We start from the raw sequence: 25,693 nt of genomic DNA on the forward strand, positions 1-25,693 counted from the left end.
CGGTTCTCGTCCCGCCGGGCACCTTGTGGCACGCGGGCAGGGAACCGCTCATCAGTGCGCTTGGTGCTCAGCCTGAATCGCGACCGGGCCTCTGGGGGCGATATCCCGGAGCTTCGTCCCCGTCAGCACCACTACGATTTAGGCAAGTTGGCGATGGATCCAGGGTCCGCGCCGGAGAGGGAATTCCCGTGACCGAGGTACTTGCAGCGATGGTCCTAGCGCAGAACGCCGTGACGGAGGCCATGGCCCGCGTCCTGCCGCGCCAGCTGTCCGAGCGAGACCCTCTCGTCCGACCCTCCGAACACGCCGACTACCAGTCCAACGTCGCCCTGTCCCTGGCCAAGGAGTCCGGGCAGCCGCCGCGGGAGCTGGCGCAGGCGCTCCAGCAGGAGCTGACGGGCGGGGTGGTGTCCTCCACGCTCTCGGGGCCCGGCTTCCTGAACCTGTCGGTGGACGACGCGCAGCTGTGGCGGCAGGTCGAGGCCCGGCTGGCGGACAGTCGGCTCGGGGTGGGCGAGCCGCTCGCCGGCACCCGGACGGTGATCGACTACTCCGCTCCGAACATCGCCAAGGAGATGCACGTCGGGCACCTGCGCACCACGGTGATCGGCGACTGCCTGGTGCGGGTGCTGTCGTTCCTGGGCGGGGACGTCGTGCGGCAGAATCACCTCGGGGACTGGGGCACGCAGTTCGGGATGCTGATCCAGTACATCGACGAGCACCCCGAGGCGCGCTGGCAGGGCGCGGACCCGGGCGAGCAGGTCTCGGTCCTGGACGGCCTGTACCGGGCGGCCCGGCAGGTCTTCGACACCGATCCCGAGTTCGTCGAGCGTGCCCGGCTGCGGGTGGTGGCCCTTCAGTCGGGCGACGAGGCGACGCTGGCGGTGTGGCGCGAGCTGGTCGCGGTCTCCACGGCCGCGTTCCAGCAGCTGTACGACCGGCTGGGCGTGCTGCTGACGCCGAAGGACTCGGCGGGCGAGTCGACGTACAACCCGGTCCTGGACGAGGTGGTGCAGGAGCTGGTCGACGCGGGCATCGCGGTGGACAGCGACGGGGCGCTGTGCGTGTTCTTCGACGACGTCACCGGCCCGGACGGGGAGCCGGTCCCGCTGATCGTCCGCAAGAAGGACGGCGGCTACGGCTACGCCGCCACCGACCTGGCCACGATCCGGCACCGGATCAGGAAGCTGGAGGCCGACCGCGTCCTGTACGTGGTCGACGCCCGGCAGGCCCTGCACTTCCAGATGGTCTTCGCCACCGCCCGCCGGGCCGGCTGGCTCACCGACGAGGTCGAGGCGCGCCACGTCCCCTTCGGCACCGTGATGGGCCCGGGCGGCACCCCGTTCAAGACCCGCTCCGGCGGGACGGTGCGCCTGTCGGAGCTGCTGGACGCCGCGGTCGAAGCGGCCCGCGAAGCCGTGGCCGACAAGCCGCACGACCTGGACGGCGAGGCCCTGGAGCGGGTGATCCAGGCGGCCGGGATCGGCGCGGTGAAGTACGCCGACCTGTCCACGTCCCGCACGAAGAACTACGTCTTCGACATCGCGCAGATGGTCGCGCTGCAGGGCAACACCGGCGTCTACATGCAGTACGCGCACGCCCGGCTGCTGTCCATCCTGCGCAAGGCGCCCAAGGACGCCCTCGACACCCCGGTGGACACCTCGCTGGCGCTGCACCCGGCCGAGCGGGCTCTGGTCCTGGCGCTCGACGGCTTCGACGCGACGCTGCGCGAGGTCGCGGCGGAGCTGGAGCCGCACCGGCTGTGCGGGTACCTGTTCTCGCTGGCGAAGGCGCTGACCGACTTCTACGGGGCATGCCCCGTCCTGAAGGCCGAGTCCGCGGGCGTCCGGGCGAACCGGCTGGCGCTGTGCCGGCTGACCGCCCGGACGCTGGCCCGGGGCCTGGACCTCCTCGGTCTGCAGGCCCCGGACCGAATGTAGCCGTCGGCGCAGGTGGTGGGCCCGGCTACGCGCTCACCACCTGCGCCGTCAGCTCCTGCAGGAGCTGACGGCGGCGCTTCGGGCGCTGGCGGAGTCGGACGCCGCCGCTGGTGCTGAGCGCCCCCTCCTGCTCCAGCGTGCCCAGCGCGCGCTGGAGCAGGCCGAAGAGGGCGGAGGGGCGGCAGGCCCGCTCGTCGTACCCGAGCCAGTCCTCGCCGTTCTGCGGGGCGGTGCCCAGCAGGACGGCGGCGGCCTCGTCGACGGTGACCTCCTCGCGCTCCGCCAGCAGGGACAGCGCGAGGAGGGCCACGGCCCGCTCGGCGCGCAGGCGGTGCCGGTCGTAGAGGGCCAGGTCGCCGCCGAGGAAGACGTGCGGGACCGTCAGGGCGTTGAGGACGAGCCGGAGCTTGAAGGGCATGGAGTTCAGGAACCAGGGCTCCGCGACCACCGGGTCCACCACGATGTCGCCCGCGGCGGTGATGGTGAAGCCGCCGAGGGCGGTGGCCCGCTCGACCTGGCCGGTGGTGGCGTGGAGCTTGCTCTCGTAGGACACCTCCTGGTCGAGGGCCAGGCCGTGGCGGCGGTGGAGGCCGATCACGTCGTCGGTCAGGGCCCGGGCCCGGTCCGCGGTCAGCGGCTCGGCGCCGACCAGGAGCAGGTCGAGGTCGGAGGCGGCCCCGGCGCCGCCGTCGGTGTGCGAGCCGTAGGCCAGCCCGTAGCCGCCGCCGGCCAGGTGTGCCGCGCGCAGGGCGCAGGCGTCGGCCAGCAGGGTGCGCGCGGCGGGGCCGCGCTGGTGCGGCACCCGCCGGTCGGCGCTCACCTTGCGTCCGCGGGTCGGCGGGCCGGCAGGTGGCGTTCGGCCGGCCCGGCCCAGAAGTCGATCAGGTACGTGCCGGTGGGGATGAACACCCGGCCGTCGCCCTGGGTGTGGTCGGCGACGAAGGCGTCGATCTCGTGGTGGACGTCCGGGTCGTGCAGGGCGGGCAGGGACTTCATGTGCACGGTGGTGAACCAGGCTTGGGCGGCGTCCTGGTTCGGCGCGACGGCGATGCCGCCGTGCCGGGCGACGTTCAGGCGTCCCTGCCCGCGGGCCTCGGCGGCCTGCAGCTCGTCGAGGAGGATCTCGCGGGTGTAGCCGCGGCCGGTGCCGGGGAAGGGTGCGACCTTCTCCCACGCCCGGGTCACCAGCTGCTGCTCGGGCGTCTCGGAGTCGAAGAACAGGGCCAGGAAGTGGCCGCCCGGGGCGAGCAGGCGCACGATGTCGCGCACCAGGTGCCCGGCTTCGGCCCGTCCCTGCTCGGCGTCGGGCCGCGGGACGATGCCGTCGGCGCTCAGCTCCTCGAAGTAGTCGCCCAGCGGGTAGCTGAGCGACCAGAACGCGCCGACGACGTCGAACGTGCCGGCCATCCCGGCGTTCAGCATCCGCTCGACCGAGAGGGTGGTCTCCTGCGGCAGGGCCTCGGCGCCGGGGTAGCGGGAGCGGAAGGTGTCGATCATGGAGTGGCTGTAGTCGGTGGCGCGCAGGTACCGGGCGTACGGGGCGAGGGCGGCGGTGACGCGCCCCGTGCCGCAGCCCAGCTCCGCGACCCGCAGGGCCGGCTCGCTGCCGGGCTGCCCGTAGTGGAGCTCCATCAGCCGGCGGACGAGGTCGGTGTCCTCGATCCCGTCGAAGTAGTGCGGCAGTAGGAGCCGGTCGTACAGACCGGGGGCCTGGTAGATCTCCCGGAAGCCGTCGGTGGTGGCGGACATGGTGCTTCCTCTCGTCGTGGTCCGGTTCGTCGGGGGCGTGCTGCCGCCGCGCTCGCGGCGGCAGCACGGGCGGGCGTCGGGCTACTCGAGTTCGCGGCCCAGGGCGGTGACGTAGTCGAGGACGCCGGTCAGGTGGCGCTCCTCGATCCGCAGGTTCTGGCCCATGAAGCGCAGCGGGCGCAGGACGGCCCCGGCCCGGAACATGCCGTCGTCGGGCAGGGTGAACTGGTGCAGGTGCCAGGTGCCCTCGGCGAGCATCCGCTCGTGGATGGCCTTGTTGACCGTGTTGATCCGCTCGACGTCGGGCGCGGCCGGGTCCGTGCCGGTGGGGACGTACATGAACGCCACGGCGGTCAGGTCCGGCTCGTTCAGGCGCACCAGGTGCGACGAGGCGTCGACCAGCTCGGTGAAGCGCCGGGTGGTGGCGAGCCGCTGGTCGACCATGGCGGCCAGCCCGGCGCGGCCGTATGCCTTGATCATCATCCAGAGCTTGAGCGACATCCACGCCTTCGACCCGATGAAGGGCGTGGTCTGCCCGATCGCGAAGTCCTCCTGCATGATCAGGTCGGAGAAGCTGGCGACCATCCGCATGTGCTGCGGGTCGCGGACCAGCAGGGCGCTGAGCGCGTAGGGGATGCCCATGACCTTGTGCGGGTCGACGGTGATGCTGTCGTAGCCGCCGATTCCGTCGATCTTGTGGGCGAGCGTGTCGGTCAGCGCGCAGGCCAGGCCCCAGCAGGCGTCGGCGTGCAGCCAGATGCTGTCGTCGATGGAGCGCACCAGGTCGTGGACGCCGCGCAGGTCCTCGATGGTGTGGGTGCGGCTGTCGCCGGCGTAGGCGATGACGGCCATGACCGTTCCGGCCTGCTCGCGCAGCGTGCGCTCCAGCGCCCGCAGGTCGTAGCGGAAGCCGACGGTGTCGACCTCGACCAGGCGCGAGCCGCAGCCGATCCACGCCATGGCGCTCTTGACGCTGTAGTGCCCGATTCCCCGGGGCACGACGATCGACATGCGCGAGGCGTCGGTGATGCCCCGGTCCATCGTTCCCGGCGCCCGGTGCTCGCGGGCGAGCATCATGGCGACGGTGTTGCTGAGCGTGCCGCCGTGGGTGACGCAGCCGCCGACGTCCCAGATCGACTCGGTCTGCGCGGCCTGCGGGTTGCGGTAGCCGAGGAGTTCGCGCAGCCAGCGCAGCACCGCGATCTCCACGAAGGTGGCGGTCGGGGAGTCGAAGCTCTGGTTGATCAGGTTCTGCTGCGTGAAGAGCGCGAGCAGGCCGCCGCAGATCGCCGCGATGTCGTCGCCCGTGTCGCCGAAGCCGAGGAAGAACGGGCTGTTCTCGTTCTTGCACTCGGGCAGGACGTCGCGGACGAACTCGTCGAGGACCGTCTCGATCGGGCTGCCGCTGTCGGGCAGCGCGGTGAGGAGCCGGTCGCGCAGTTCGGCGGGGTGCCGGCGGGACTCGAACACCGAGTCGCCGAGCTTGAAGTCGAGTCCGAGGTCGATCAGACGGCCGAACAGCGTCCGCAGCTGGTCTCGGCTCTCGGCGGTCAGGTGGCGCGGGCGAAGGTCCACCGCGGTGGGTGCGGTCATCGGTGCTCTCCCAGCGGTCCAGGGGGCGGCAGCGGCACGGCTGCCACGGAGCACGACCACGACGACGCCGGCGGGCACCACGAGGCCGGAGCCCAGGTGCCGGTGTCGGTCGCGTCGCGATCGGCGGGAGTTCAGGAAAGCTCCGGAAGACGCCGGCGAGGAGGTTCACAAGGGGGGTTCATTGCTCTTCAACCGGGTTCACCCAAAGGCGAGTTGAGGTCTAGGCTGACGTCTCCCGCCTCGTGACCCCAGGCCGAGACGGGTAGTCGGAAGGGGATGTCTTGGACGACGAATCGCGCCGACCCGCAGGCAACGCCGACCTCGCCCGGATCTTCGAGAGCTCCGGGTACAGCCGCAAGGCCCTCGCGCACCGCGTCAACCAACTCGCACGGGATGCCGGCCTGTCCCGGCAGTACACCCATACGAGTGTTCTTCGCTGGCTTGGGGGACTGCCGCCCCGCCAGCCGATCCCCGCTCTCGTCGCCGCTGCGCTGGGCGAACGTCTCGGCCGGCACCTCACAGAGGCGGATATCGGCATGGCCGGGGTGAACGACCCGCTGGCAACGATGGGGTTGGATTTCCCAAGGGACCCGACCGCCGCCGTGCGCGGCGCCACCGCCTACTGGAGCAACGTGCACCGTCGTCAGTTCCTCGCCAGCACCGGCTTCGCCGTCTCCGCCTACGCCACCCCGGTGACCCGCTGGCTGGCGGTCCCCGAGGCCGCCCCGCCGCCTCCGCGCGGCACCCGGTTCGTCGGGCAGAGCGATGTCGAGGAGCTCTGGGCGGCGGCCGACGACGCCCGCCGACAGGACAGCCGGTTCGGAGGCGGTCACTGGAAGGCGTCGTCGGTGAGCCAGTGCCTCACCCAGCAGGCCGTGCCGCTGCTGAACGGCCGCTACTCGGAGGTGGTCGGCAAGAACCTCTTCTCCGCCACCGCGGAGCTGTCCAGGGTGGTCGGCTGGTCCGCGGTCGACACCGGTCACCACGACGCCGCCCAGCGGTACTTCATCCAGGCCCTGGCCATGGCCCGCGCTGGCGGCGACGTCCAGGCGGGCTCGTACATCCTGGGCACGATGGCGTTGCAGACCCTCCTCGCGGGCGACGCCGACAAGGCCGTGGACATGGCCCAAGGGGCCTACGACCGCGGCAAGAGGGTCGCGGCCCCCCGCGTCCTCGCCTTCATCAAGCTGATGGAGTCCCGCGCGCACGCCCGGCTCGGCGACGCACCCGCCGCCTCCGCCGCCCTCCGCCAGTCGGAACAACTCCTGGAGAGCATTCGCCCCGGCACCCGCGACCCGGACTGGCTCGCCTACTTCACCCACGAGCGGATCGCGGCCGACGCCACCGAGATCTACCGCGACCTGCGCAACCCCCGCGCGGCCCTGGCCTGGAACCGCCAAGCCGACACCATGCCGCAAGGCAGCTACACCCGCTCCGTCGGTATGCGCCTGGCGATCGTCGGAACCGCCTACCTCCAGCAGCGCGACCTCGACCGAGGCCTCCACATGGGCCGCGAAGCGGTCTCGGTACTCGGACAGGTCCACTCACCACGGGCCCGCAGCTACGTACTCGACCTGATCGGAGCGCTGGAGCCATGGAGGACCGAGCCCCGCGTGCTCGACTTCATCCACCACGCTCGAGCCGGGCTCGCCCACCTCAACTGAGCCCCCGCACCGTAGGGGCGAGCCGCTCCGGTCGTCACCACGCTCCTCGACCACCCGCTGCTGGAGTGCGACGCCGCGCTCGCCGCGTCCAGCTCCCGAACCGCCGGGGCATCGGGCGCCGGTCGGCCACCGCCGGGCACCCCGGCACCCCTCTGCCCGTCCCTCGCTGACCGGTTGCCCACCGGCGCCCGGCTGCGCGTCGCGGGCAGCAGCGCAAGCGCCGCCGAGGCCCAGCACCTCACCCCCGAACTCGTCGGCCGCTACCCCACGTACCGCCGTTGGCCGGCAACTGCGCGCTGCCGGGCACGGGGATGCACTGAACGCCCTCCGTACGGCACTATCGACACCATGACGCTGCGCCAGGCCGCCCCTCAGTGGACGCTCACCGCCGTCCCGTACTGGACCGTCGACGCCCGCGCCCTCACCCAAGCCCTCCACCAGGAGCAACTGGCCACCTACGGCAGTGCCGACGACCCCGAGGCCACCGACTGCGCTGAATTCGACGCTCCGAACGGCCAGTTCCTCCTCGCCCGCCTCGGGGACGGACCGGCCCTGGCCTGCGGAGGCTGGCGCACCCTCGGCCCCTCGGCCGCCGAGATCAAGAGGATGTACGTCGCCCCGCCCGCCCGCGGGCAGGGGCTCGGGCGCCGGATCCTCACCGCTCTGGAGCAGGATGCGCTCGGCCGCGGCCACACCGAGATCCTGCTGACCGGTGTCCGCAACGCCGCCGCCCTCGCCCTGTACACCGCTGCCGGCTACACGCCGATCCGCTCGTACGTCCCCGGGCGCAACCCCGGCATCAACCGGGCGCTGAAGAAGACCGTCCCGCCGTCACCCCGCCGACGCCCCGGCTTGCCCGCCTAGACCCCCCGGCAGACGGTGAGCACGGGGAGGTCGGCAACGGCGACAGAGCCGGTGGGCTCGCCCGAGGCCCGGTCGGGCCTACGCGTTGCGGCGCAGCAGCACGACGACGGTGGCGTCGTCGCGGTAGCCGGCGCCGTTCTCGACCGCGGCGGCGACCAGGGCGTCGGCGAGGGCCTGCGGAGCGTCGGCGTGCTCCGCGCACAGCTCCCGCCAGGAGGACTGCTCGACGTGGTCAGGGATGCCGTCGGAGCAGAGCATGACCAAGCGGATTTCCTCGGGGATCTCGGCTTCACGGCAGGTCGTCTCCGTTGCCTGAGCTAGTCCGAGTCGCGCCCATTCGTCGTACCGATCGCTGATCTCCACCGGAACGCCGCCGTGGGTACGAAGGAGCGTCCCCATGGTCTGGATGGTGTTGTAGCAGGTCAGGGCCTCTCCGTTCCACCCGTAGGCGCGGCAGTCGCCAATCCAGTGGAGGCCAACGGCCTTCCCGGGGTCGACCCGGGCGTAGATGGCGGAGACGTGCGGTGGCTTGGGGTACGCGTGGGCCATCCTCCCTGCGGTGATGAGGCCGGCCAGGCCGCCGAGGGTCGCACCGACGTGGGTGATGACGGCGGGGGCGATGCCGACGTACCGCACCGTGTCGGGGTGGTGCCCGGCGCCGTCGACGACCGCGATGGTGACGCGGTCGTCGGTGTACTGGACGTCGTACCCGTCCGCGCAGGGAGGCTTCGTGCCCGGCCGCTGGGCGGCGCCGATCGTGACGTGCTGGTCCATCAGGTCCTCTCCTTGGTCTGGGTCTGGGCTGTTCAGGCCAGCGCTTTCTCGAACACCGACCGGTTCTCGGTGGTGAACGCGAGCTCCCGGCGGCTCCACTCGATCCGCGAAGCCAGCACCCCGGGCTCGGCGGGCGCAGTCTCGGGCGAGGCCATGAGCTCAGCCCAGAACCTCGCGTTACGTGCCTGCCGCTCGAGGATGGCGTCGACCACTGCGGCACGCTCCGGCCTCTGGAGGCCGTAGGCGTCCGCGAGGATATTCACTTGCTCCGCCTGCCGCTTCACCGGAGCGGTGCTTTTGGAGGCGATGCACCACGTCCACGCGGCATAGCCGAAATCTTCCATGGGTGAACCTGGAGCGGCCGTGTCGAAATCAATCCAGGCGACTGGCAGGCCGTTGCGGAAGACGGCGTTGTTCGGACCGGGGTCGTGATGGCATACCACTGGGAACCTGCCCGCCAAGCTGCTTTCTCGTGACGCCTCGTGCATGGCTCGGAGGAGTCCGCCTGCGGCCTCTACCTGGCGATCCTCCCACGTCTGGAAGCGCGTCGGCACGTCACCTGGCAGATAGCTGAGGATGTCCATTCCGTCTTCCTGTCCGAGGTATCTCGGCGCGCCGCTGAAGCCTCTTTGCTCAAACAGGTCGAGGAGGGCGTGGACGAATTCGGAGGAATCCGTAATGGGCCTGCGCACGGAGTTGCCGACCCGGACGATTCCGGCAGTCAGCCGTCCGCCGGTCAGCGGGATCCGATCAGCTGCGGCAGGCGCCTCGGCAACTGGATCAGCAGACGGCTCGCAGGCGTCATATTTCTTCATGTCGTCATTTCCCGTTGTGGCTGCTTGGGGCGTGGTCAGGCGGTGAGAGCGGTTGCCCGGCTGGCCGTGGGCCGGACGTGGATGCGCGTGAAGTATTCGGTCCCGATGATCCGGTTCCTTTCCGGTTCGGGAAGGCGGGCCAGGATTCCGGGCAGGGGCCTCTCCCGTTCGACCTGGCTGCGGTGGGCGAGGATCGCGGCCAGCTTGGTGGGCACCCACGGGAGCACGTCGACGGCCACGTCGACCAGCTCGTCGGGCACGCTGAGCACGGACTTGTTCACCCGGGTGAGCAGCGGGCCCAGGTCCGCGACCGCCGAGTGGGGGTGGGTCGCCGCGTACAGCGCAGCGGGCTGCCAGGGTGCGCCGGCCTGCGGATAGTGGTGTTCGAGGCCTGCGGCGCTGACGGCGAGTACGACCGCGCGGTGGGTCTGGAGGTGGTCTGGGTGCCCGGTGAGGCCTCCGTAGGCGTCGTGGGTGATCACGATGTCGGGTTGGAACGATCGGATGTGCCGCACGATGTCCTCGACCACGCGGTCCAGCGGCGCATCGCACAGCCGCGGGCCGGTGGAGGAGTCCGGGACGCGGTGGTCGGCGTAGCCGAGTAGTCGCGGCTCTCCCGCTCCGAGGATCCTGACGGCGTCGGCCAGCTCTGCCGCGCGGTGGGTGTCCGGGGCCCAGGTGGCGGTGACCACGGCGGTGCGCGCTTCCGCCTCGGCGTGCTGGGCGAGGACGCCGCCGAAAGCGAGCACTTCGTCGTCCGGATGGGCGGCCACGGCAAGCAGGCTCGGCAGGTGGGGCATGACTGGCTCCTGGAAGTGGCGGGTGGTGCTGCCGGGACCCGAAGGGACGCAGGGCCGTCGGGTCCCGGCAGCGGTGGAGGCGCGGCGGTGCGCGCCGGCGTGGTCGGCGATCGGCGGGGTGGGGTGCCGCGATCAGCCGATGTTCTGCATGACCTGCTCGTCCTCGGTGGCCGGCGGGAGGGCCTCGGTGTGCCCCCGCCACTGCACGACCAGGCGGCAGCGCTTCTTGTCCACCACGTGGCCCGCGGGCAGCAGTTCGTCGGGAGTGCCGGCCGGGTAGGCGGTCAGCACCGGGTCGGCGTGCTTGCTGTTGTCGTCGGCGCGCACGGTGCGATCCCAGGCCTGCACTGCTGCCACCATCTGCTCGGCGAGCTGCGGCCCCCGCGCGCCGAAGGCATGGACGATCCACGCCCACTCCTTGTCCTCGGGGCGCTCGCCGTCGCGGGTCTGGACGTAGGTCAGGTAAGCCAGCGAGGCGTCGCCGAGGATCGCGGGCACGTCCCGGCCCTTGGCGATCGCGGTGACGCCGTCGGCCGGGTCAAGGTAGGCAGCCAGCCGGCAGAAGCCGGGCAGTGTGGTGGCGACGTACAGCTGCAGCGAGCCGAAGAACGTGTTCGCCCCCATGGTCACGCCGGTGGGGGCCTCGTGCCGCGGTCTACGCAGCGCTTCCTCCACTCCTTGCGTGGGCAGGGCGGTGCCGTGCTCGAAGCGCAGCGTCAGCTCGCCCTGGAGGAGGTCGACGGAGGGGATGGAGCGGGCTTGCAGTCCCTGGTCGCGGACGAATCCGCAGTAGGTGAAGCCGCGCGCGTGGAAGACCTGGCCGCGTCGCTCGAAGGTGATGGCCCGGGTGTAGCCGCCGATCTCGAGCGGCAGGACCAGCCGGCCGCCTTCGACCAGCTGCTCGCGCCAGGCCGGGGCGATGTCCCAGCAGTTGTAGGTGATCACGCTGGCGTCGAAGCCGCCGCGCGGCACGAGGTGCGCGGGCGCACCGAGGGCGGCGTCCACCTCGACGGCGGTGACCCTGCCGCTGCCGGCCTCCGCAGTGAACCGGCGGGTGCGCCGCACCACCCACGGGTCGATGTCCACGGTGACCACGCGCCCCTCGGGCCCGGTGACGTGGGCGAGCAGCTCCGCGTTGTAGCCCCCGGAGCCTGCCTCGAACACGACCGCTCCCGGTGCCGGATCCAAGCTGCGGATCATGTCGGCGTGGAGCCAGGCCGCGGAGACGGAGCTGGTCGTCCTGCCGCTCTCGTCGCGCCGGGTGGTGACGGCCCGATCCCCGCCGTCGTACGCGCTCTCAAGGTCGGCTTCGGGGACGAAGCGGTGACGCGGCACCGTCCGCAGCGCTTCCTGGACCCGCTCGGAGGGGGCCCAGCCGCCGTCGATGACCATCTGCGTCATCGCCTCGCGCAGCCGGACGGCCTGGGTCGGCTCCCCGGGAACGGGGGGCTGGTCGACCGCGAGGGGGTAGGCGGTCACGGCCGGCGGAGTGGGGAGGACCCCGGGCCAGACGGCGTCGAGCGCCGCAGCGGCCGGGGCGAAGATGTCACCGGCGCAGGCCAGGGAGTGAAGGTCGAACCATTCCCACCTGGCGAACAGCGCCGGCTCCTTGACGGCCAGTTCGCCGCTCCAGCTGGTGATGCGGACGACCGCCGTGAGCCTTGGGACGCCGTGGCTGTCGTCGAGGAGCATGGTCAGCACGTGGGCGTCGCCCGGGTCGGCGACCAGGCCCGTCTCCTCCGCGAGTTCGCGCACCGCGGTGGCTGCGAAGCCCTCCGGCCCGCTGTTTTTTCCGCCGGGCAGCTCCAGCATGCCGCGCCGGCTCCGGCCCAGCAGGACCCGCCCGGCAGCATCGGTGACGACCGCCAGCGCACCGGTCAGGGCGTGGCCGGTGGTCGGCGACTTCTCCACCGCCCGGGCGTCGGCGTGGCAGGGGCCGCGCAGGACCAGGACGGCCAGCCCGTCGGCGTCCAGCTGCTCCGCTGTCTCCCAGCCGGCGGTGACCAGGGCGATCTCGTCCTCGTCCAGGGCGATCGCGCGCCGCTCGGCCGGGGTGTGCTCGACCACCGGGGTGATGACGACGAGCGCACCGCCCTTGCGCAGCCGCTCACCCAGGCCGTGCAGCACGCGCCCGCGGTCGTGCAGGAACGGGTACGTCAGGCGCAGGACGACCAGGTCGTACCCGGCTTCGTGCAGCGGGGCCGGGTCGTCGCGCTCGATGTCCAGGCGCAGCCAGTGCACGCCTTCGACGTCACCCTGCTCTGCCCTGGCCCGGGCCAGGGCGCTGTCGGTGAAGTTGACGGCGTCCACGGTGTAGCCCACGCCGGCGAGGTGGACGGCCAGCTCGCCGGTGCCGCAGCCGACGTCGAGCGCTCGCCCGCCGCCCTCGGGGGCGGGGACGTGCGCGGCCAGCAGCTCCCGCTCGGCGGCGCCGAGCGGCCTGAAGCCCAGGCCCTCCGCGAAGTGCTGCTCCCACTCCTGCTGCGGGATGTGCCCCACGTTGCTGCTCCACTTCTGGGTGTCGGTCGTTGCCGGACTGGTCGAGGCCGGGTCTCTCAGGGGGAAGCCTCGGACGCTGCCGGGGCGATCCCGCTGCCGCGGGTTGCGCGCAGTTGGGCCAGGGTGCGGCGGCCTCGCTCGACGAGCTCGGGGTCGCCGTGGGAGATGCCGAACTGGATGCCGGAAACGGCATCGAGGACCTGGTGGACGGCGAGGTGCTCCTCCTCGGCCTGCGAGAGGTGCCTGCCGTAGCCGGCCATCACGGCCGCGTGCAGGTCCGGGCGTCCGAACCAGGCGTCGGACAGGCGGATGAAGTCCCGTAGGGCTGGGCCCCGTTCGGAACGCTCGAAGTCGATCACGTACAGCGTGCCCGTGGCCTGGTCCCAGCGGAGGTTGCGCAGCTGGAAGTCGCCGTGGGTAGGCACGTGCTCGAGTTCCGGCAGCCGGTCGGCCTTCGCGGTGACCTGGCGGATGAAGTCCTCGTCGCCTGGGGCGAGGTGGGCGCGGGCGGCGGCCAGGTGCCGCTCCAGCTTCCCGAACGCTGCCGGCGCCCCGCTGCTCGGCTGCGCTGGTCGGCTGTGGTGGATCGCGGCCGCGAGTTCCCCGATGCGGTGGAAGATCTGCTGCTGCTCCTTGGGCGGGTGGACGGCGCCGTGCAGGGACCGGCCGGGCACCGCGGTGATGACGATGGCCCGCAGCTGCGGGTCGGCGGCCACCAGGCGGGGCGCGGCCGGACCCAGAGCTGGCACCCAGCTCCGGTACGCCTCGTTGTGGACGGACCTTCTGACTGACCGTTGACCGCAGCCGAGGCGATGCGTTCGAATCCGGGGAAGCCGTACAGCAGTCCTCGCCGCCGCGGTGTTGCGCACTGTGCCCCCTTCCTCGCCGATTGGATCGGAACATCATGGAGAGCCCCAGACCCCCTTGCGGCTGTGGGCCAGCTCGGTCTGCACGAGAACAGGCGTCCAGAGGACTCACACTGAGTGGAACTTCAGACGGTCAGGCTTCCGAGGTAGCGCTGGCCGGGGCCGTCACCAGGACCGCCACCCCAGCCGGCGTCTCCGGCGAGGCGACCGTGCCAGCACGGCACCATCCAGGGGCTGAAACGCCGTCGCGTGATCGAGCTTACGCAGATCGTAGCCACTCGGTCGGACCGCTCGAGCCCGTTCCCCCGATCAGGTTCCCACGCGGGGTACTCCGTCCCCCAGGCTCGCATCTCAGACCAAGATCACGTCGTGTCCCCTTGCGCGTACCTCGCACGGGCCAGCTCGTGTCACGACTTCGTTGACCTTGGCTGAGCGTCACTTGGCGGCTCCGCGGAGGTCGACCCGCGGCTGTGTCGGCAAGCCCTGTGCCGGGCCAGAAGTCTTGATGGACCGTCACCGAGCTATGGCTGAACAGGGGTTCTGCCACGGAAGGCGGACCGACCAGGTCGGGCTTCGGGAGTACGTTGTGACGATGACCGAATACCTGCCGCCCGGCGGCGCTGTGATCGATGCGGCCGAGTTGGATACCCGGTGGGCGGACGCCTGGCGACCGGAACAGGTCGCTGAACGATTGAGTGGGGTCAGCGTGCCCTGGTGCGTCGCGGCGGGTTGGGCGCTGGACCTGTTCCGCGGGGGGCAGTCACGGCCGCATGGCGATCTGGAGATCGCCGTGCCCGCGGCGGGATTCCGGGAGGTTCGGGACTGCTTCCCGGAGTATGTCTGTGACGCGGTGGGTTCGGGGCGGGTCTGGGCAAATGCGGGAGCCGAGGCGCTTGCGGCCACACGCCAGACCTGGGTGCGCGATCCGGCGAGCGGCCGGTTCCTGTTCGACATCTTCCGGGAGCCTCACGAGGGCGCGACGTGGATCTGTCGGCGGGAGGAGAGTCTGCGACTGCCCTACGACGCGATCATCGAGCGAACGGCGGACGGGATCCCCTACCTGGTGCCGGAGGTGGTGCTGCTGTTCAAGGCGAAGGCGCCGAGGCTCAAGGACCACGCGGACTTCGAGGGGGCGCTGCCGCTGCTGAGCCGGACGCGGAAGGAAGTCCTCAGCGGGTGGCTGGAGCGCGTGCACCCCGGGCATCCGTGGCTGGCGGAGCTGGAGGGGTAGCACGTCCCCGGGGTCGACCACTCATCGTCGACCGGCTGGTCACCAAAGCGGGCAGTCGGGTCGGTTAGCCGTTCGGCTGCTGGGTGGTGTTGTCCAGTCGGACGGTGAAGGCGCCCCCGCCGTCGCGGGTGAGGACGAGCAGGGGTTCGGTGGCGGTCAAGTCTGGGGTGTCGGTGATGCCGCCGATCTTGCGGGTGGTGGTGACGACGATGAGGTCCCCGGTCGGGGCGAGGCTGTCCAGGTAGGCAGTGTTGCGCCGGCCGTGCTCGGCGGCCAGGAGGCATTTGGCGGCGCCGAGGACGCCCAGGGTCAGGCAGCCGCCGAGCAGGACCACGGTGGTGCCCTGGGCGAGCGTGAGGCGGGTGATGACGGCGATGTCGGCCAGCAGTTCACCCTCGGGCGTCCATTGCGGTGCGAGGCGCACGCCATGGTCGGGGAAGGCGATGGCAGCGTCCGGGAGCTGGTTGAAGCGGTAGGGCAGGTGGGGTAGGAAGTCGGCGTAGACGCTGTTGCGGTGCGGGGCGCCCAGCACGACCACGCTGTCGGGGTCGGCGTTGTAGTACTCGCCGGGGTAGAAGTCGCGGATGGTGGCGGCGGGGAACGCCTGTGCCAGGCGTACACGCACGTAGAACAGGGCGTCCAGGTCGGCGAAGCCCGCGTAGCGGGCGAACAGCTCGTCCCTGCCGCGCTGACGGTCGGCGCCGGCCGGTAAGGCGGAGCAGACCACGTGCACGTTGGCGGCGTCGGTGATGCCGAAGAACCGGCCCGCCACGTCGGACGGCACAGTGCCGATGTCGGCGGTGGCGATGCCGGCCGGGGCGGCGAGGTAGCTGCCGTCGGAGATCAGCAGGGCGAGGGTGTCCAGTGCCTGTCCAGCGTGGCGGCGAACGGTCTTGGTCGAGCAGCCGAGGACCCGGGCGAGGGACTCCTGCCGCTCGCTCAGGGTCGGCCACGAGTGCTCCGGTACCAGGTTGAAGTCGGCGACCGCGTAGCGGCGTTCGTGCGGGCTGAGGCTGTCGATCGCCCGGCGAAGAGCGGCCAGCAGGCGCGTCGTCTCGCTGGCGGAGCCCGCCAGCGGCGGTTGGCGCTCCAGCAGCAGCGAGCGCAGTTGGTCACTGAGAGCCGTCACCGCGCCGGGGTGGCCGAGGGCGGGGCCTTGGCGGAGCCGGGAGAGCTGGACGCGGACGGCCTCGGGCGACAGGCGCGGCTGGGGAACGGTCATATGTCCAAGGGTTGTCCAACGGGCCGATTCTGTCCGGGTTTTGGGTGAGCTGATGGGCTGTCGATCCGGCTGGCATCGAGGGATGGTGGCTGTCCTCTCACCCTGGAGGTGAAAATGCCCGCCAAAGCCGTCCCGACCTTCGGGCCGCAGCCCCCGCCCCCTCCTCCGCCGGCGCCTCCGCCGCCGCCGGGCCCGCCGTCGCCGCCCTTCCCCGGCCGCAGCTGACCAGGTCGGCTGACGACTGCTGAACCTGGTGCCGGGGCGCCCCGGCACCAGGTTCCAACTCCCCACCGCTTGATCGAAGGAGACCGACCGCCGTGAACGTCCACCCCGCTGGCACCCTGGTGCTCAACCCCGATGAGCTCGGCCCCGATCCGGCCGTCGGCATGGACCTGGCCGTGAAGCTGGGGATCGGCCGGCTGGAGATCCGGTCCGCCGAGGGCTCGAACGCGCTCGTGCTGCCCGACGACCGGCTCCGCCACATCCGGGCGCTGGCCGACGAGCGCGGCCTGGCCGTGGCGGCGCTGGCCTCCCCGCTGTGGAAGTGGTGCCGGCCCGAGGCCACCCCCGGCCGGGTGGACAGCTTCGCCTTCCCCACCCAGGTCCCGACCGGTGACCGGCTGGGATGGGTTCAGCGGGCGATCGAGGTCGCCGGCCTGCTCGGCGCGCCGATCGTCCGGGTCTTCTCCCACCTGCGGGTGGAGGAGGAGCTGACCGAGTCCTTCGCCGGTGATCCGTTGCTGCCCAAGGCCCTGGACCTGGCGAACGGGGCCGGGGTGCGGCTGCTGCTGGAGAACGAGCCGGTGTGCACGGTCGCCCACGCCGAGCCGCTGCTGGAGGTGCTGGAGCGGTACCACGGGCAGGGACTTGGGCTATGGCTGGACGTGGCCAACCTCCACGAGGTCGGCCAGGCCACCGGCGACGTGGTGCGGGCTCTGGCCCCGTACGCCGGTTACGTGCACGTCAAGGACTACCGGGCCACCGCGGCCGGCGGCCGGGCGTTCTGCCCGGCCGGGACCGGCGTCGTCCCCTACGGCGAGGTGCTGCCGCTGCTGCACGGCGCCCAGCCGGTCCTGCCGTACGCGCTGGAGACCCACGTGCGCGACACCCCCGCCGACGCGCTGGCCGCCGGGGCGGAGTTCCTGCGCGCCGCGCTGCCCGGCGGCGCGCGGTGACCACCAGGGTGCTGCTGGTCGGCGCCGGCGAGGTCGGCACCAAGCACCTGACCGCCCTCGCCGGCCTGCCGGACACGGTGGTGACCGCCGTGGTCGACCCCCGGCGGCCCGCCGCGATGCCGCCCGGCGCGGACCACTTCACGTCCTGGCGGGCTGCGCTGGACGTACTCGTCTTCGACCTGGTGATCGTGGCCGCCCCGCCCGGCATCGCGCTGACCGCAGCCCGGGCCGCCGCCCGGAGCGGGGCTGCGGTGATCGTGGAGAAGCCCGCCACCACCGACCCCGCGGCGCTCGCCTACCAGGCGGGGGACGAGCGGATCTTCGTCGGCTTCCAGCCGCACTTCGCCCCCGGCCTCGATGCCCTGCTCGCCCGGCTGCCGGCCGTGAAGCGGGCCGAGGTGCTGCTGGAGGTGCGGCGCGACCCCGGGTACTTCCGGGGCTGGCGCCGTACCTACGCCACCGCCGGCGGGGTGCTGCACCAGCAGGCCATCCACGGCCTGGCCCTGGCGCTTCGGCTGATGCCCGGCCCCGTCGAGACCGTGACCGCCGAGGTCGAGCACCGCCGGCACCTGGCCGACACCGAGGACCGGATCACCGCCGAGCTGCAGCTGGCCGGCGGGCGCACGCTCACCGTGGACGCCCGGGTCGACCACGACGGCGCCCCGCGCCACGAGCTCGTCCTCCACCTCGCCGACGGGCGGGCCCTGCGGGTGCGCGGGCGCAACCTCGAAGCCGGACTCGGCGACCCCACCCGGGCCCTGAACCACGAAGAGCTGCGGCAGCGGATGTACACCGCCGTGCTGACCGCAGCAACCGGGGATGCCCATCCCTGCCTGTTCCCGCTGACGGCGCTGCGGCGCCCCTTGGAGGTGATCGACCGTGTCTACCGCGACGCACACCTTGCCGACCGCGCGCACGCCGCTGCCATCTGAACTGGCCGTCGAGGTCGTCGAACGCAAGGGCGTCGGCCACCCCGACACCCTCGCCGACGGCATCGCCGAACTCGCCTCCATCCGCTACAGCCGGCACTGCCTGGACGTGGCCGGGGCGGTGCTGCACCACAACCTCGACAAGGTCGCCGTCCTCGGCGGGCGGGCGGCGTTCACCGACACCGACGGCGCCTACGACCGGCCGCTGCGGGTCGTCTTCGGCGGCAGGATCTCCACCAGCTTCGCAGGCCGGCCGCTGCCGGTGCGCGAGATCCTCGAGCAGGCGGCCATTGACCACCTGCGGGCCTGCCTGCCCGGGTTCGATCGGGTCAAGCTGGAGATCCGGCACGAGACCACCGACTCCAGCAAGTTCCCGAACTGGTTCGCCCCTCGGAGCGTGGAGGACCTGCCGGAGCGGCCGACGGCGTTCTCCAACGACACCGCCTACCTCGTCGGCTCCGCCCCCCGCACCGCCACCGAGACCGTGGTGCTGCTGGCCGAGGCATGGTTTCGCCGACTGCCGTGGGCAGGAAGCGACATCAAGGCCCTCGCCGTGCGCCGCGGCAATGCGCTGGCGGTCACCGTGTGCGTGCCCGCGCTGGCCGGGCACCTGACCACCTCGGCCGAGTTCGACGACGCCGTTGCCGCCGCCGCCCGGGAGCTCAGCGACCAGCTCACCGCCCGGCTGCCCGGCCCGGTTCAGGTGGTGTGCAACACCCGCGGCCACCGCACCGGACCGATCTCCGGGCAGTACTTCACCCTGTCCGGCTCGGCCGTCGACTACGGCGAGGACGGCCTGGTCGGCCGCGGCAACGCCCGAACCGGCGTGATCAGCGGCGCCCACCTGGCCGGCAACGAGGCCACGTTCGGCAAGAACCCGGCCTACCACGTCGGCAAGGTCGGCGGCTGGCTCGCCGACACCGCCGCCCAAGCCGTCGCCGACCAGTTCGGCCCCTCCCGCGTCGCCCTGCTGTGGCACAACGGCGCCCCCTACGACCAGCCCGCCTCCATCGAGACCACCACCAGCACCGAGGCACCGCCCGGCGCAGCCGAGGAGCTGGTGCGCGCCACGCTGGCCCGCACCGACTGGCTGGACGACCTGCTCGCCGGCCGCTACCTGCCCAGGATCGAGCCCGTCGAGCAGCTGCTGGCCGAGCTCGACCAGGCGGCCAGGTGACGCTTCATCAGCTTGCCACCGGCCACGTCCGCGCTGCCATCGACCTGCCCGCGCGGCTGGACACCGCGGCGGCGCGGACGGTGGCCCGGATGCTGCCCGGTGGCTGGCAGCTGGCGGGGCCCGAAGCCGGCCCCGGGCGGGCGGCGGTAGAGATCACGCTCGGGGAGGCCGGCATCACCGCCGACACCGCCACCGTGCAGATCCGCCTGCCCCAGAACATCGCGGCCTCCAGCTCCCTGGCGTACGTCACCTACAGCGCGCTGGAACGCGCGCGCCAGCAGCAGGGCAAGGTCACCGTCCACGCCACCGCCCTCTTCGCCCCCGGCGGGCAGGCGGTGCTGCTGCTGGGCGACAAGGGCGCGGGCAAGACCACCACCGCGCTCGCCCTCGCGGCGCGGGGCTGGGTCCACGCCGGAGAGGACTTGGTCGTCCTCGCCGAAGACCCCGACGAGCGGGTGGCGGTGTGGCCGGGCAAGCCCACCGCGGCGATCCGCGACCTGCACGCCCCGCTCGCCCCCAAGCCTGCGGTCGATCTGACGCCGTTCGCCGCCGGCCCGGCCTCGCTCGGCTGGATCGTGCGGCTCGCCATCCACCCCGTCCATCCGGCGGCATCGCTGAAGTCCGCGCTGCCCCTGTCGGTGAACGAGACCCTGCGGCTGCACGAGCTGCTGGCCCGCCACGTCTCCGGCCTGCCGACCCCGCTGGCCGGGGTCGGCACGGTGCCCTACGGGCCGGTCTGGCCGCTGGACAGCCCGGCACTGGCCCGGTGGCGAAGCCACCTGATCACCCGTCTGGCCACCTACCGGTTCGACTACCTGCACGCCCCCGACGCGGCCAGTGCCGCCGACCTGCTCGTCAAGGAGGCCACCCGGTGAGCGTCGCCGCGATCCTGCCCAGCCGCAACGAGGCGGCCACCATCGCCGCTGTCACCACCGCGGTCGACGAGGCCCTCGGCGATGCAGAAGCGGTCATCGTCCACGCCGACTCCTCCGACACCCCCGCCACCACCAGCGCCTTCACCGCAACCTCCGCCCGGGCGGCGAAGACCGCTCTGACCTGCCTCGTGCGGGGCAAGGGCGCCCAGATTCTCGCCGCCGCTCGCCGACCGGACGTCGCCGGCGCCGACGTGGTGCTGATCGCCGACACCGACACCAAGAGCCCGGCCCCGGCCGTCTATCGCGCACTGCTGGACACCGTGCGCGGTGGGGCGGCGCTGGCGATCGCCGACTATCCGCGGCACTGGGACGAGGCCAACCTCACCAACCACCTCGCCCGGCCGCTGATCGCAGCAGCCACCGGGCTGGACGTGCCGCAGCCGCTGGCCGGCGACCTGGCCCTGTCCGGCTCCGCGCTGGCCACCGCCGTCCGCTCCTACAACGCCCTGCCCGGACCGCTGGCCGCGTGCGTGGACGGCTACGGCATCGACGCCTTCCTTCTGCTGACCGCCGCCGCCCACGGCTCCGTCGCCTCCGTGCAGCTCACGCAGCCCAAGCTGCACGCCGGCTCGTTTCCCCACCTGCCGGCCATCTACCAGCAGGCCGTACCCGTGCTGCTCCACCTCACCGCCAACTGGGCCCCTGCCGCAGCCACCGGGGCGGCGGCGCCGGCCGCGTACCGGATCGGAGACAGGGTGCTGGCGCCGCAGCGTCTGGAGGAGATGCTGGCGGTGCTGGACCACCTCGTCCCGGCACCGACCCGATACCATGAGCACCCCTGGCCGCTGCCCGTGGCGGATGCCTGGCATGCCGTCAACTCCGGTACGCCGGCGCTCGATGCGGCGCACCGGCTGTGGCCGCACTACGTCAGCCGCGTACGCGACTGGCTCACCGCCGGCCAGGGCGCCGCACCCAGGCAGCGGGCTGTCACGCTCGCCGCCGCCCACGCCCGACTGTCCACCGCACTCACCTCTGCTGGAGCCCCGCGATGACCGCCACCTCCGGATTCTCCGCCTTCGCCTTGGAGCCGTTCCCCGACGTCGAGATGGGCGACGACCTGGCCGGGGTCATCCTCGGCGCAGCCGACGCCGCTGGAGCCGAACTGCGCGACGGCGACATCGTGGTGGTGGCCTCCAAGGTCGTGTCCGTCGCGGAGAAGCGCTACGTCGACCTGACCACCGTCAGCCCGTCACCCGAAGCGGTGGAAATCTCGAAGCGCACCGGCAAGCCCGCCGCGGTCGTCCAGCTGATCCTGGACCACTCCAGTGAGCACTTCCTGGCCACCGAGCGCGGGCCGATCATCGCCCGGCACCGCCTGGGCTACCAGCTGACCTCCGCCGGGATCGACCGCGCCGGCACCGACGGTGCCTGGCTGCTGCCCGCCGACCCGGACGCCTCTGCCCGGCACCTGCGCGACGCCCTGACCGCGGCCACCGGCGCCAAGGTGGCGGTGGTCATCGCCGACTCGGACGGGCGGGCCGACCGGCGCGGGGCGACCGTCATCTCCATCGGCGCGGCCGGCATCGCCCCGCTGCGGACCACCGAGCACGGCGGCAAGCGGCAGGAGGAGACCTTCACCGACCTCATCGCCGCCGCCGCTGGGATCATCCTCGGACAGCGCGGCCGCGGCGCCCCTGTCGCCATCCTGCGCGGCATCACCTACGCCCCCAGCGACGAGGGCGTCGCGGCGATGCTTCACCACCGGCCGTGACCTGGCTGATCACCGGCGCGAGTGGCGCCATCGGCCGCGGCCTGGCCACCGACCTCGCCGCCCGAGGCCTGCCGCTGCGGCTGCTCGATCGCACGCCCCTGCCCGCCGACCCGCCGGCGGGGACGGAGTTCATCCAGGCGGACCTGCGCGACCTCGACGCCATCGAGCGGGCCGCCGTCGGGGTGCGGGCGATCATCCACCTCGCCGCGGCCAGCCAGGAAGGTCCCTTCGCCGCGATGGTGGAGCACAACATCACCGGCACCCACCACGTCCTGGAGGCCGCCCGCCGCCAACGCGTGCCGCGCGTGGTGCTGGCCAGCAGCCACCACGTCACCGGCCTGCACCCGGTCGGCAGCGCGCTTGAAGGTCAGGTGCTCGCGCCGGACAGCTTCTACGCGGTCAGCAAGATCACCCTGGAAGCACTCGGCCACCTCTACGCCCACAAGGCCGACCTCGAAGTCGTCGCCGTCCGGATCGGCAGCTACCGGCCCGAGCCGAACGAGCCCCGCCACCGCGCGACGTGGCTCAGCCCGCGCGACGCAGGCGACCTCCTCCACGCCGCGGCCACCCGTCCCCTGCCCGGCCGGTTCCTCGCCGTGTACGGGACCTCGGACAACACCGAGCAGTGGTGGCCCCGCACCGGCTGGGACGCACTCGGCTACCAACCCGACGACGACGCCGCCGAGCACCCGGACCCTGGGCCGGTCACCGACCACTTCACTGGCGGCGCGTTCGCCGACCAGCCACTGCCCCACGCCGAGGACAACGCTCGGTGACCAAGCAGCTCGCCATCCTCGGCTCACCGATCGGCCAAGCCCTCTCCCCGGTGCTGCACCGCGCCGCCTACCAGGCTCTCGGCCTCGACTGGACCTACCACGCCATCGACTGCACCCCCGAACAACTGCCCGACCTCCTCGCCGGGCTGGACGACACCTGGGCCGGCCTGTCGCTGACCATGCCGCTCAAGCGCACGGTGGTCCCCCTGCTGCACGAAGTCTCCGACACCGTACGAGCGACCGGCACCGCCAACACCATCACCATCCGCGACGGCCGCTTGCTGGGTGAGAACACCGACGCGGCCGGCATGCTCCAGGCCCTACGCGAGGCAGGCATCACCGAGGTCCGGTCGGCATGCCTGCTTGGCGCGGGGGCGACCGCCGCCACCGCCCTGGCGGTCCTGCACACCCTGGGCTGCACCGAGGTGACCGCCCTAGCCCGTGACACCTCCCGCACCCACGAGCTGGCCCGAGCCGCGACACGCATCGGCATTCGACTGCGCGTACGGCCCTTGGACGAAGCAGGACACCACCTCGCGGCGGATCTGGTCGTCTCCGCGCTGCCGCCCGGCGCCTCCGACCCGCTCGCGGCACTGTGGCCGGCAGAGGGCCTGGGAGCCCTGCTGGACGTCGTATACCGGCCCTGGCCCACCCGCCTTGCCAACACCGCACAACGGGCCGGCCATATCGTGATCGGCGGTCTGCCGATGCTCGTCCATCAGGCCGCCCGGCAGGTCGAACTCCAGACCGGCCACCAGGCGCCGCTGGCCGTGATGCGGCAGGCGGCCGCGCTGGCCCTGCTTGAGGGGCCGGCGTCGGCAGTGAGTCAGATGGACGGACCATGCTGATTCCGTGGGCCGACGAGCGCGCCCTTGGCTCGGGCCTGCAGAGTGGGCAAGGGGCGGTAGGCGGCCCCGCACCAGCCACCACTACCAAGGCCAGGGCTAGGCTGAGGCGGTGACTTTCCTCGCCACCACGAACCGGCTCATCACCGACCTGCCCCAGGACCCGGACGACATCCGCCTGACCTACAACCTGGAGGCGTCGCTGGGCAACCACGAGTACGAGGACACGATCGAGAAGTGGACCATCACCGCCGACCTCGGTGAGGATCCCTTCGGCCTGGACCACATTCCGCCGTGTGATGCCTGCCTGGCCCGGTGGCGGAAGATCGAGGAGACGGACGGCTACGTCGACGAGGACGAGGACTGCCCGCACCGGCTGCACGTCGGCGAGCTGGTCTTCTACAAGATCCGGTGGGGCGGAAGCCAGAACCCCTACTGGGCCATGGAGGAGGAGAGCCAGAACCTCTACGAGATGGCCGAGGTGGTCTTCTCGGAAGAGCACAACGACTTCAGCGAGGAGTTCAACGAGCTGACCGAGATGGGCATCGGTGGCAGCGACCTGCTGGTGCTCTACAAGGCGGAACTCGCCGGGCCCTGGCGGGGGTTCGACCTCGGCCCGATCATGGCCGCCGACGCGATCCGGCGCCTGGCTGGCGGCTGCGGCGCGGTCATGGTCCACCCAGCGCCGATCGACTCCAGCGGCATGACCGGCGAGCAGAGCAAGCACGCGCGCACCCGACTGCGGGAGACCTGGGCGAAGGTCGGGTTCGTCCCCTACGGAGACACCCCGTACATGATCTTCGCGACCTGCTGGGCCGACCCCGAAACGAAGCAGGCCGACCTCCGCAAGGAGCTGAAGGAGCTGAGCCAGCAGTGGCAGGCCGCCAACCGGCCGGGCCGGTCGTGACGACCAGGCAGACCCGCACGGTGACCACACCGGTTTCCGCCGCCCCCGACTTCCGGGGCATCGCCGAGCAACTCCGCTCCCGCATCCGGGAGGCCTTCTACAAGCCGGGCCAGCGCCTTCCCGCGGCGCCGGCCCTGGGAGAGGAACTGGGCTGCAGCCGCAGCATGATCGAGCGCGCGGTGCGGCTCCTGGCCGCCGAGGGCCTGCTGATCACCAAGGTGGGCTCGGGTGCCTACGTCGCGCGGATCCTGACCAAGCTCGTCTGGGAGGGCGACGCCGTCCTCGCCCGTAGTTTCGGCCCGCGGAGCGGTGCCCGGGACCGGTTCGAAGCCCAGTTGCGGAGCCTGGGGCTGGTGCCCCGCGAGCATGACGGCGAGAGCCGCGAAGTCCCGCCGGCCGACGTCGCGCGTCTTCTGGGAGTCGATCCGCAGACGGAGGCCACGATCAACGTGGCCCACGCCTACGCCGCCGAGGCCGACGGGGCACCGGTCGACCTCGGTACCCCGATCCGTCTCACCCGCACCTACCGCCCGTCACCGGACCGGGCCCACGCCGCAGCGGTGGACTACTTCACCGCGCACACCGACACCCGGCCACCGGATTCTGCGGAGGCCTCGTTCTTCAGCCTCGACGCCGACGCCCGCGTCCACCGGGTCCTGCACGCCGCCTGGGACGCCCAGGACCGCGCGGTGCTCGTGCAGATCCACATCCTGCCGGTCAACCTGTGGTCGCTCGCCTACCGGTGGCCGAACCGCTGAACCAGCCGCAGGCCCGTCGGCGCCGCCTTCGTGAAGCCCTCACGCCCGCTTGGCCCGCCCGGGCGGGTGTCCTCCTGTCCACGGACACGAGGTCCAGAACATCAGCGCTGGTCAGAGCCGTCGGCGCGATGACGACGGCGCCACCTGGCACGGGCGCTGTGACGGCTTCGCGTACCCGCTCGGCCCGGCGGCGGCGCCATGCGGCCGTCCGACACGACGACCGGTCGAAGACCTGGTCCCTGCGATGCCCGTGGCCTGGCACGAAGCGCCTGCCGCAGACCGGGCAGGCCCGCGAGACCTCGGCCTTGCCCCCGTCGAGGATGGCGAAGCCGATCGCGACGGCCTCGGCCTGGTGCCGGCGCTCACGTCGGCGGGCCGCCTTGCACACCCGGTCGCAGAACCGCGCGTCGGAGCGGGCGCTCGCTCGCAGCGGCTTTCCGCAATGCCCGCACCGACGTACTGC

The 25,693-nt window shown here is 72.3% G+C and carries 23 protein-coding genes; 14 read left to right on the forward strand and 9 right to left on the reverse strand.

The features are described 5' to 3' along the window. The first annotated feature begins 188 nt into the window (after window positions 1–188). Entirely contained in the window at window positions 189–1,940 is a 1,752-nt protein-coding gene (gene argS / locus ACPC54_RS18855) for an arginine--tRNA ligase (RefSeq protein WP_498966065.1), read from the forward strand. Between the two features lie 25 nt (window positions 1,941–1,965). On the opposite strand, the gene ACPC54_RS18860 is transcribed toward argS, so the two are convergent. The 3 genes from ACPC54_RS18860 to ACPC54_RS18870 form a co-directional block, all read right to left on the reverse strand. Continuing rightward, complete coding sequence (locus ACPC54_RS18860; protein WP_498966067.1) at window positions 1,966–2,760, reverse strand: hypothetical protein; 795 nt, start codon at window positions 2,758–2,760, stop codon at window positions 1,966–1,968. Continuing rightward, the gene (locus tag ACPC54_RS18865) at window positions 2,757–3,689 is read right to left on the reverse strand and encodes a methyltransferase domain-containing protein (RefSeq protein ID WP_498966069.1); all 933 of its coding nucleotides are present in this window, start codon (window positions 3,687–3,689) and stop codon (window positions 2,757–2,759) included. The genes ACPC54_RS18860 and ACPC54_RS18865 overlap by 4 nt, the downstream gene beginning before the upstream one ends. Before the next feature lie 81 nt (window positions 3,690–3,770). After that, window positions 3,771–5,282, reverse strand: coding sequence for a pyridoxal phosphate-dependent decarboxylase family protein (locus ACPC54_RS18870; protein WP_498966070.1), 1,512 nt, complete (start codon window positions 5,280–5,282; stop codon window positions 3,771–3,773). Window positions 5,283–5,563: 281 nt separating this feature from the next. On the opposite strand from ACPC54_RS18870, the gene ACPC54_RS18875 reads away from it, so the two are divergent. Together ACPC54_RS18875 and ACPC54_RS18880 are read left to right on the forward strand one after the other, a co-directional pair. After that, window positions 5,564–6,946: an NsdA family TPR-like regulatory protein gene (locus ACPC54_RS18875; protein WP_498966071.1), complete on the forward strand. Its 1,383-nt coding sequence runs from the start codon at window positions 5,564–5,566 to the stop codon at window positions 6,944–6,946. A gap of 348 nt (window positions 6,947–7,294) precedes the next feature. Further along, window positions 7,295–7,810 carry a GNAT family N-acetyltransferase gene (locus tag ACPC54_RS18880; protein ID WP_498966073.1) on the forward strand — a complete coding sequence of 172 codons (516 nt, stop codon included), beginning with the start codon at window positions 7,295–7,297 and terminating at the stop codon, window positions 7,808–7,810. Window positions 7,811–7,888: 78 nt separating this feature from the next. On the opposite strand, the gene ACPC54_RS18885 is transcribed toward ACPC54_RS18880, so the two are convergent. From ACPC54_RS18885 to ACPC54_RS18905, 5 genes are all read right to left on the reverse strand, one after another. Then, window positions 7,889–8,584, reverse strand: coding sequence for a SpoIIE family protein phosphatase (locus ACPC54_RS18885; RefSeq protein ID WP_498966075.1), 696 nt, complete (start codon window positions 8,582–8,584; stop codon window positions 7,889–7,891). Window positions 8,585–8,616: 32 nt separating this feature from the next. Continuing rightward, entirely contained in the window at window positions 8,617–9,399 is a 783-nt protein-coding gene (locus ACPC54_RS18890; RefSeq protein ID WP_498966076.1) for a phosphotransferase family protein, read from the reverse strand. 35 nt (window positions 9,400–9,434) lie between these two features. Then, window positions 9,435–10,199, reverse strand: a complete 765-nt coding sequence (locus ACPC54_RS18895) for a PIG-L deacetylase family protein (protein WP_498966077.1) — start codon at window positions 10,197–10,199, stop codon at window positions 9,435–9,437. 132 nt (window positions 10,200–10,331) lie between these two features. Then, on the reverse strand, window positions 10,332–12,698 hold the full coding sequence (gene fxlM, locus ACPC54_RS18900; RefSeq protein ID WP_498966079.1) for a methyltransferase, FxLD system: 2,367 nt from the start codon (window positions 12,696–12,698) through the stop codon (window positions 10,332–10,334). Window positions 12,699–12,754: 56 nt separating this feature from the next. Beyond that, window positions 12,755–13,447 (reverse strand): phosphotransferase family protein, encoded by a 693-nt coding sequence (locus ACPC54_RS18905; RefSeq protein WP_498966080.1) that lies wholly within the window; start codon window positions 13,445–13,447, stop codon window positions 12,755–12,757. 709 nt (window positions 13,448–14,156) lie between these two features. Here ACPC54_RS18905 and ACPC54_RS18910 point away from each other — a divergent pair. Continuing rightward, window positions 14,157–14,795: a nucleotidyltransferase domain-containing protein gene (locus tag ACPC54_RS18910; protein ID WP_498966081.1), complete on the forward strand. Its 639-nt coding sequence runs from the start codon at window positions 14,157–14,159 to the stop codon at window positions 14,793–14,795. A gap of 64 nt (window positions 14,796–14,859) precedes the next feature. Here the strand turns inward: ACPC54_RS18910 and ACPC54_RS18915 are convergent, their stop codons facing one another. Next, window positions 14,860–16,017, reverse strand: a complete 1,158-nt coding sequence (locus ACPC54_RS18915) for a sigma-70 RNA polymerase sigma factor region 4 domain-containing protein (RefSeq protein ID WP_498966082.1) — start codon at window positions 16,015–16,017, stop codon at window positions 14,860–14,862. A 317-nt stretch (window positions 16,018–16,334) separates the two neighbouring features. Between ACPC54_RS18915 and ACPC54_RS18920 the strand changes: the two genes are divergently transcribed. The 10 genes from ACPC54_RS18920 to ACPC54_RS18965 all read left to right on the forward strand — a co-directional run bounded on the left by ACPC54_RS18920 (window position 16,335) and on the right by ACPC54_RS18965 (window position 25,230). Then, a complete protein-coding gene (locus ACPC54_RS18920; protein ID WP_498966083.1) occupies window positions 16,335–17,192 on the forward strand; it encodes a sugar phosphate isomerase/epimerase family protein in 858 nt (285 codons plus the stop codon). Further along, on the forward strand, window positions 17,189–18,124 hold the full coding sequence (locus ACPC54_RS18925) for a Gfo/Idh/MocA family protein (protein ID WP_498966085.1): 936 nt from the start codon (window positions 17,189–17,191) through the stop codon (window positions 18,122–18,124). Before ACPC54_RS18920 ends, ACPC54_RS18925 begins: the two co-directional genes overlap by 4 nt. Further along, window positions 18,072–19,298, forward strand: coding sequence for a methionine adenosyltransferase (locus ACPC54_RS18930; RefSeq protein ID WP_498966086.1), 1,227 nt, complete (start codon window positions 18,072–18,074; stop codon window positions 19,296–19,298). The genes ACPC54_RS18925 and ACPC54_RS18930 overlap by 53 nt, the downstream gene beginning before the upstream one ends. Then, complete coding sequence (locus tag ACPC54_RS18935) at window positions 19,295–20,173, forward strand: phosphoenolpyruvate carboxykinase (ATP) (RefSeq protein ID WP_498966088.1); 879 nt, start codon at window positions 19,295–19,297, stop codon at window positions 20,171–20,173. The genes ACPC54_RS18930 and ACPC54_RS18935 overlap by 4 nt, the downstream gene beginning before the upstream one ends. Beyond that, complete coding sequence (locus ACPC54_RS18940; protein ID WP_498966090.1) at window positions 20,170–21,225, forward strand: glycosyltransferase family protein; 1,056 nt, start codon at window positions 20,170–20,172, stop codon at window positions 21,223–21,225. The genes ACPC54_RS18935 and ACPC54_RS18940 overlap by 4 nt, the downstream gene beginning before the upstream one ends. Further along, on the forward strand, window positions 21,222–21,944 hold the full coding sequence (locus ACPC54_RS18945) for a coenzyme F420-0:L-glutamate ligase (RefSeq protein ID WP_498966091.1): 723 nt from the start codon (window positions 21,222–21,224) through the stop codon (window positions 21,942–21,944). Before ACPC54_RS18940 ends, ACPC54_RS18945 begins: the two co-directional genes overlap by 4 nt. Beyond that, complete coding sequence (locus ACPC54_RS18950) at window positions 21,941–22,720, forward strand: NAD-dependent epimerase/dehydratase family protein (protein WP_498966093.1); 780 nt, start codon at window positions 21,941–21,943, stop codon at window positions 22,718–22,720. The genes ACPC54_RS18945 and ACPC54_RS18950 overlap by 4 nt, the downstream gene beginning before the upstream one ends. Continuing rightward, a complete protein-coding gene (locus ACPC54_RS18955; RefSeq protein ID WP_498966095.1) occupies window positions 22,717–23,568 on the forward strand; it encodes a shikimate dehydrogenase in 852 nt (283 codons plus the stop codon). The genes ACPC54_RS18950 and ACPC54_RS18955 overlap by 4 nt, the downstream gene beginning before the upstream one ends. Window positions 23,569–23,677: 109 nt before the next feature. Beyond that, window positions 23,678–24,472: a hypothetical protein gene (locus tag ACPC54_RS18960; RefSeq protein WP_498966097.1), complete on the forward strand. Its 795-nt coding sequence runs from the start codon at window positions 23,678–23,680 to the stop codon at window positions 24,470–24,472. A 20-nt stretch (window positions 24,473–24,492) separates the two neighbouring features. Next, the gene (locus ACPC54_RS18965; protein WP_498966098.1) at window positions 24,493–25,230 is read left to right on the forward strand and encodes a GntR family transcriptional regulator; all 738 of its coding nucleotides are present in this window, start codon (window positions 24,493–24,495) and stop codon (window positions 25,228–25,230) included. The last annotated feature ends 463 nt before the right edge of the window (window positions 25,231–25,693 follow it).

Origin of the sequence: Kitasatospora sp. NPDC094028, from assembly GCF_049543595.1 — a bacterium.
GTDB lineage: Bacteria > Actinomycetota > Actinomycetes > Streptomycetales > Streptomycetaceae > Kitasatospora.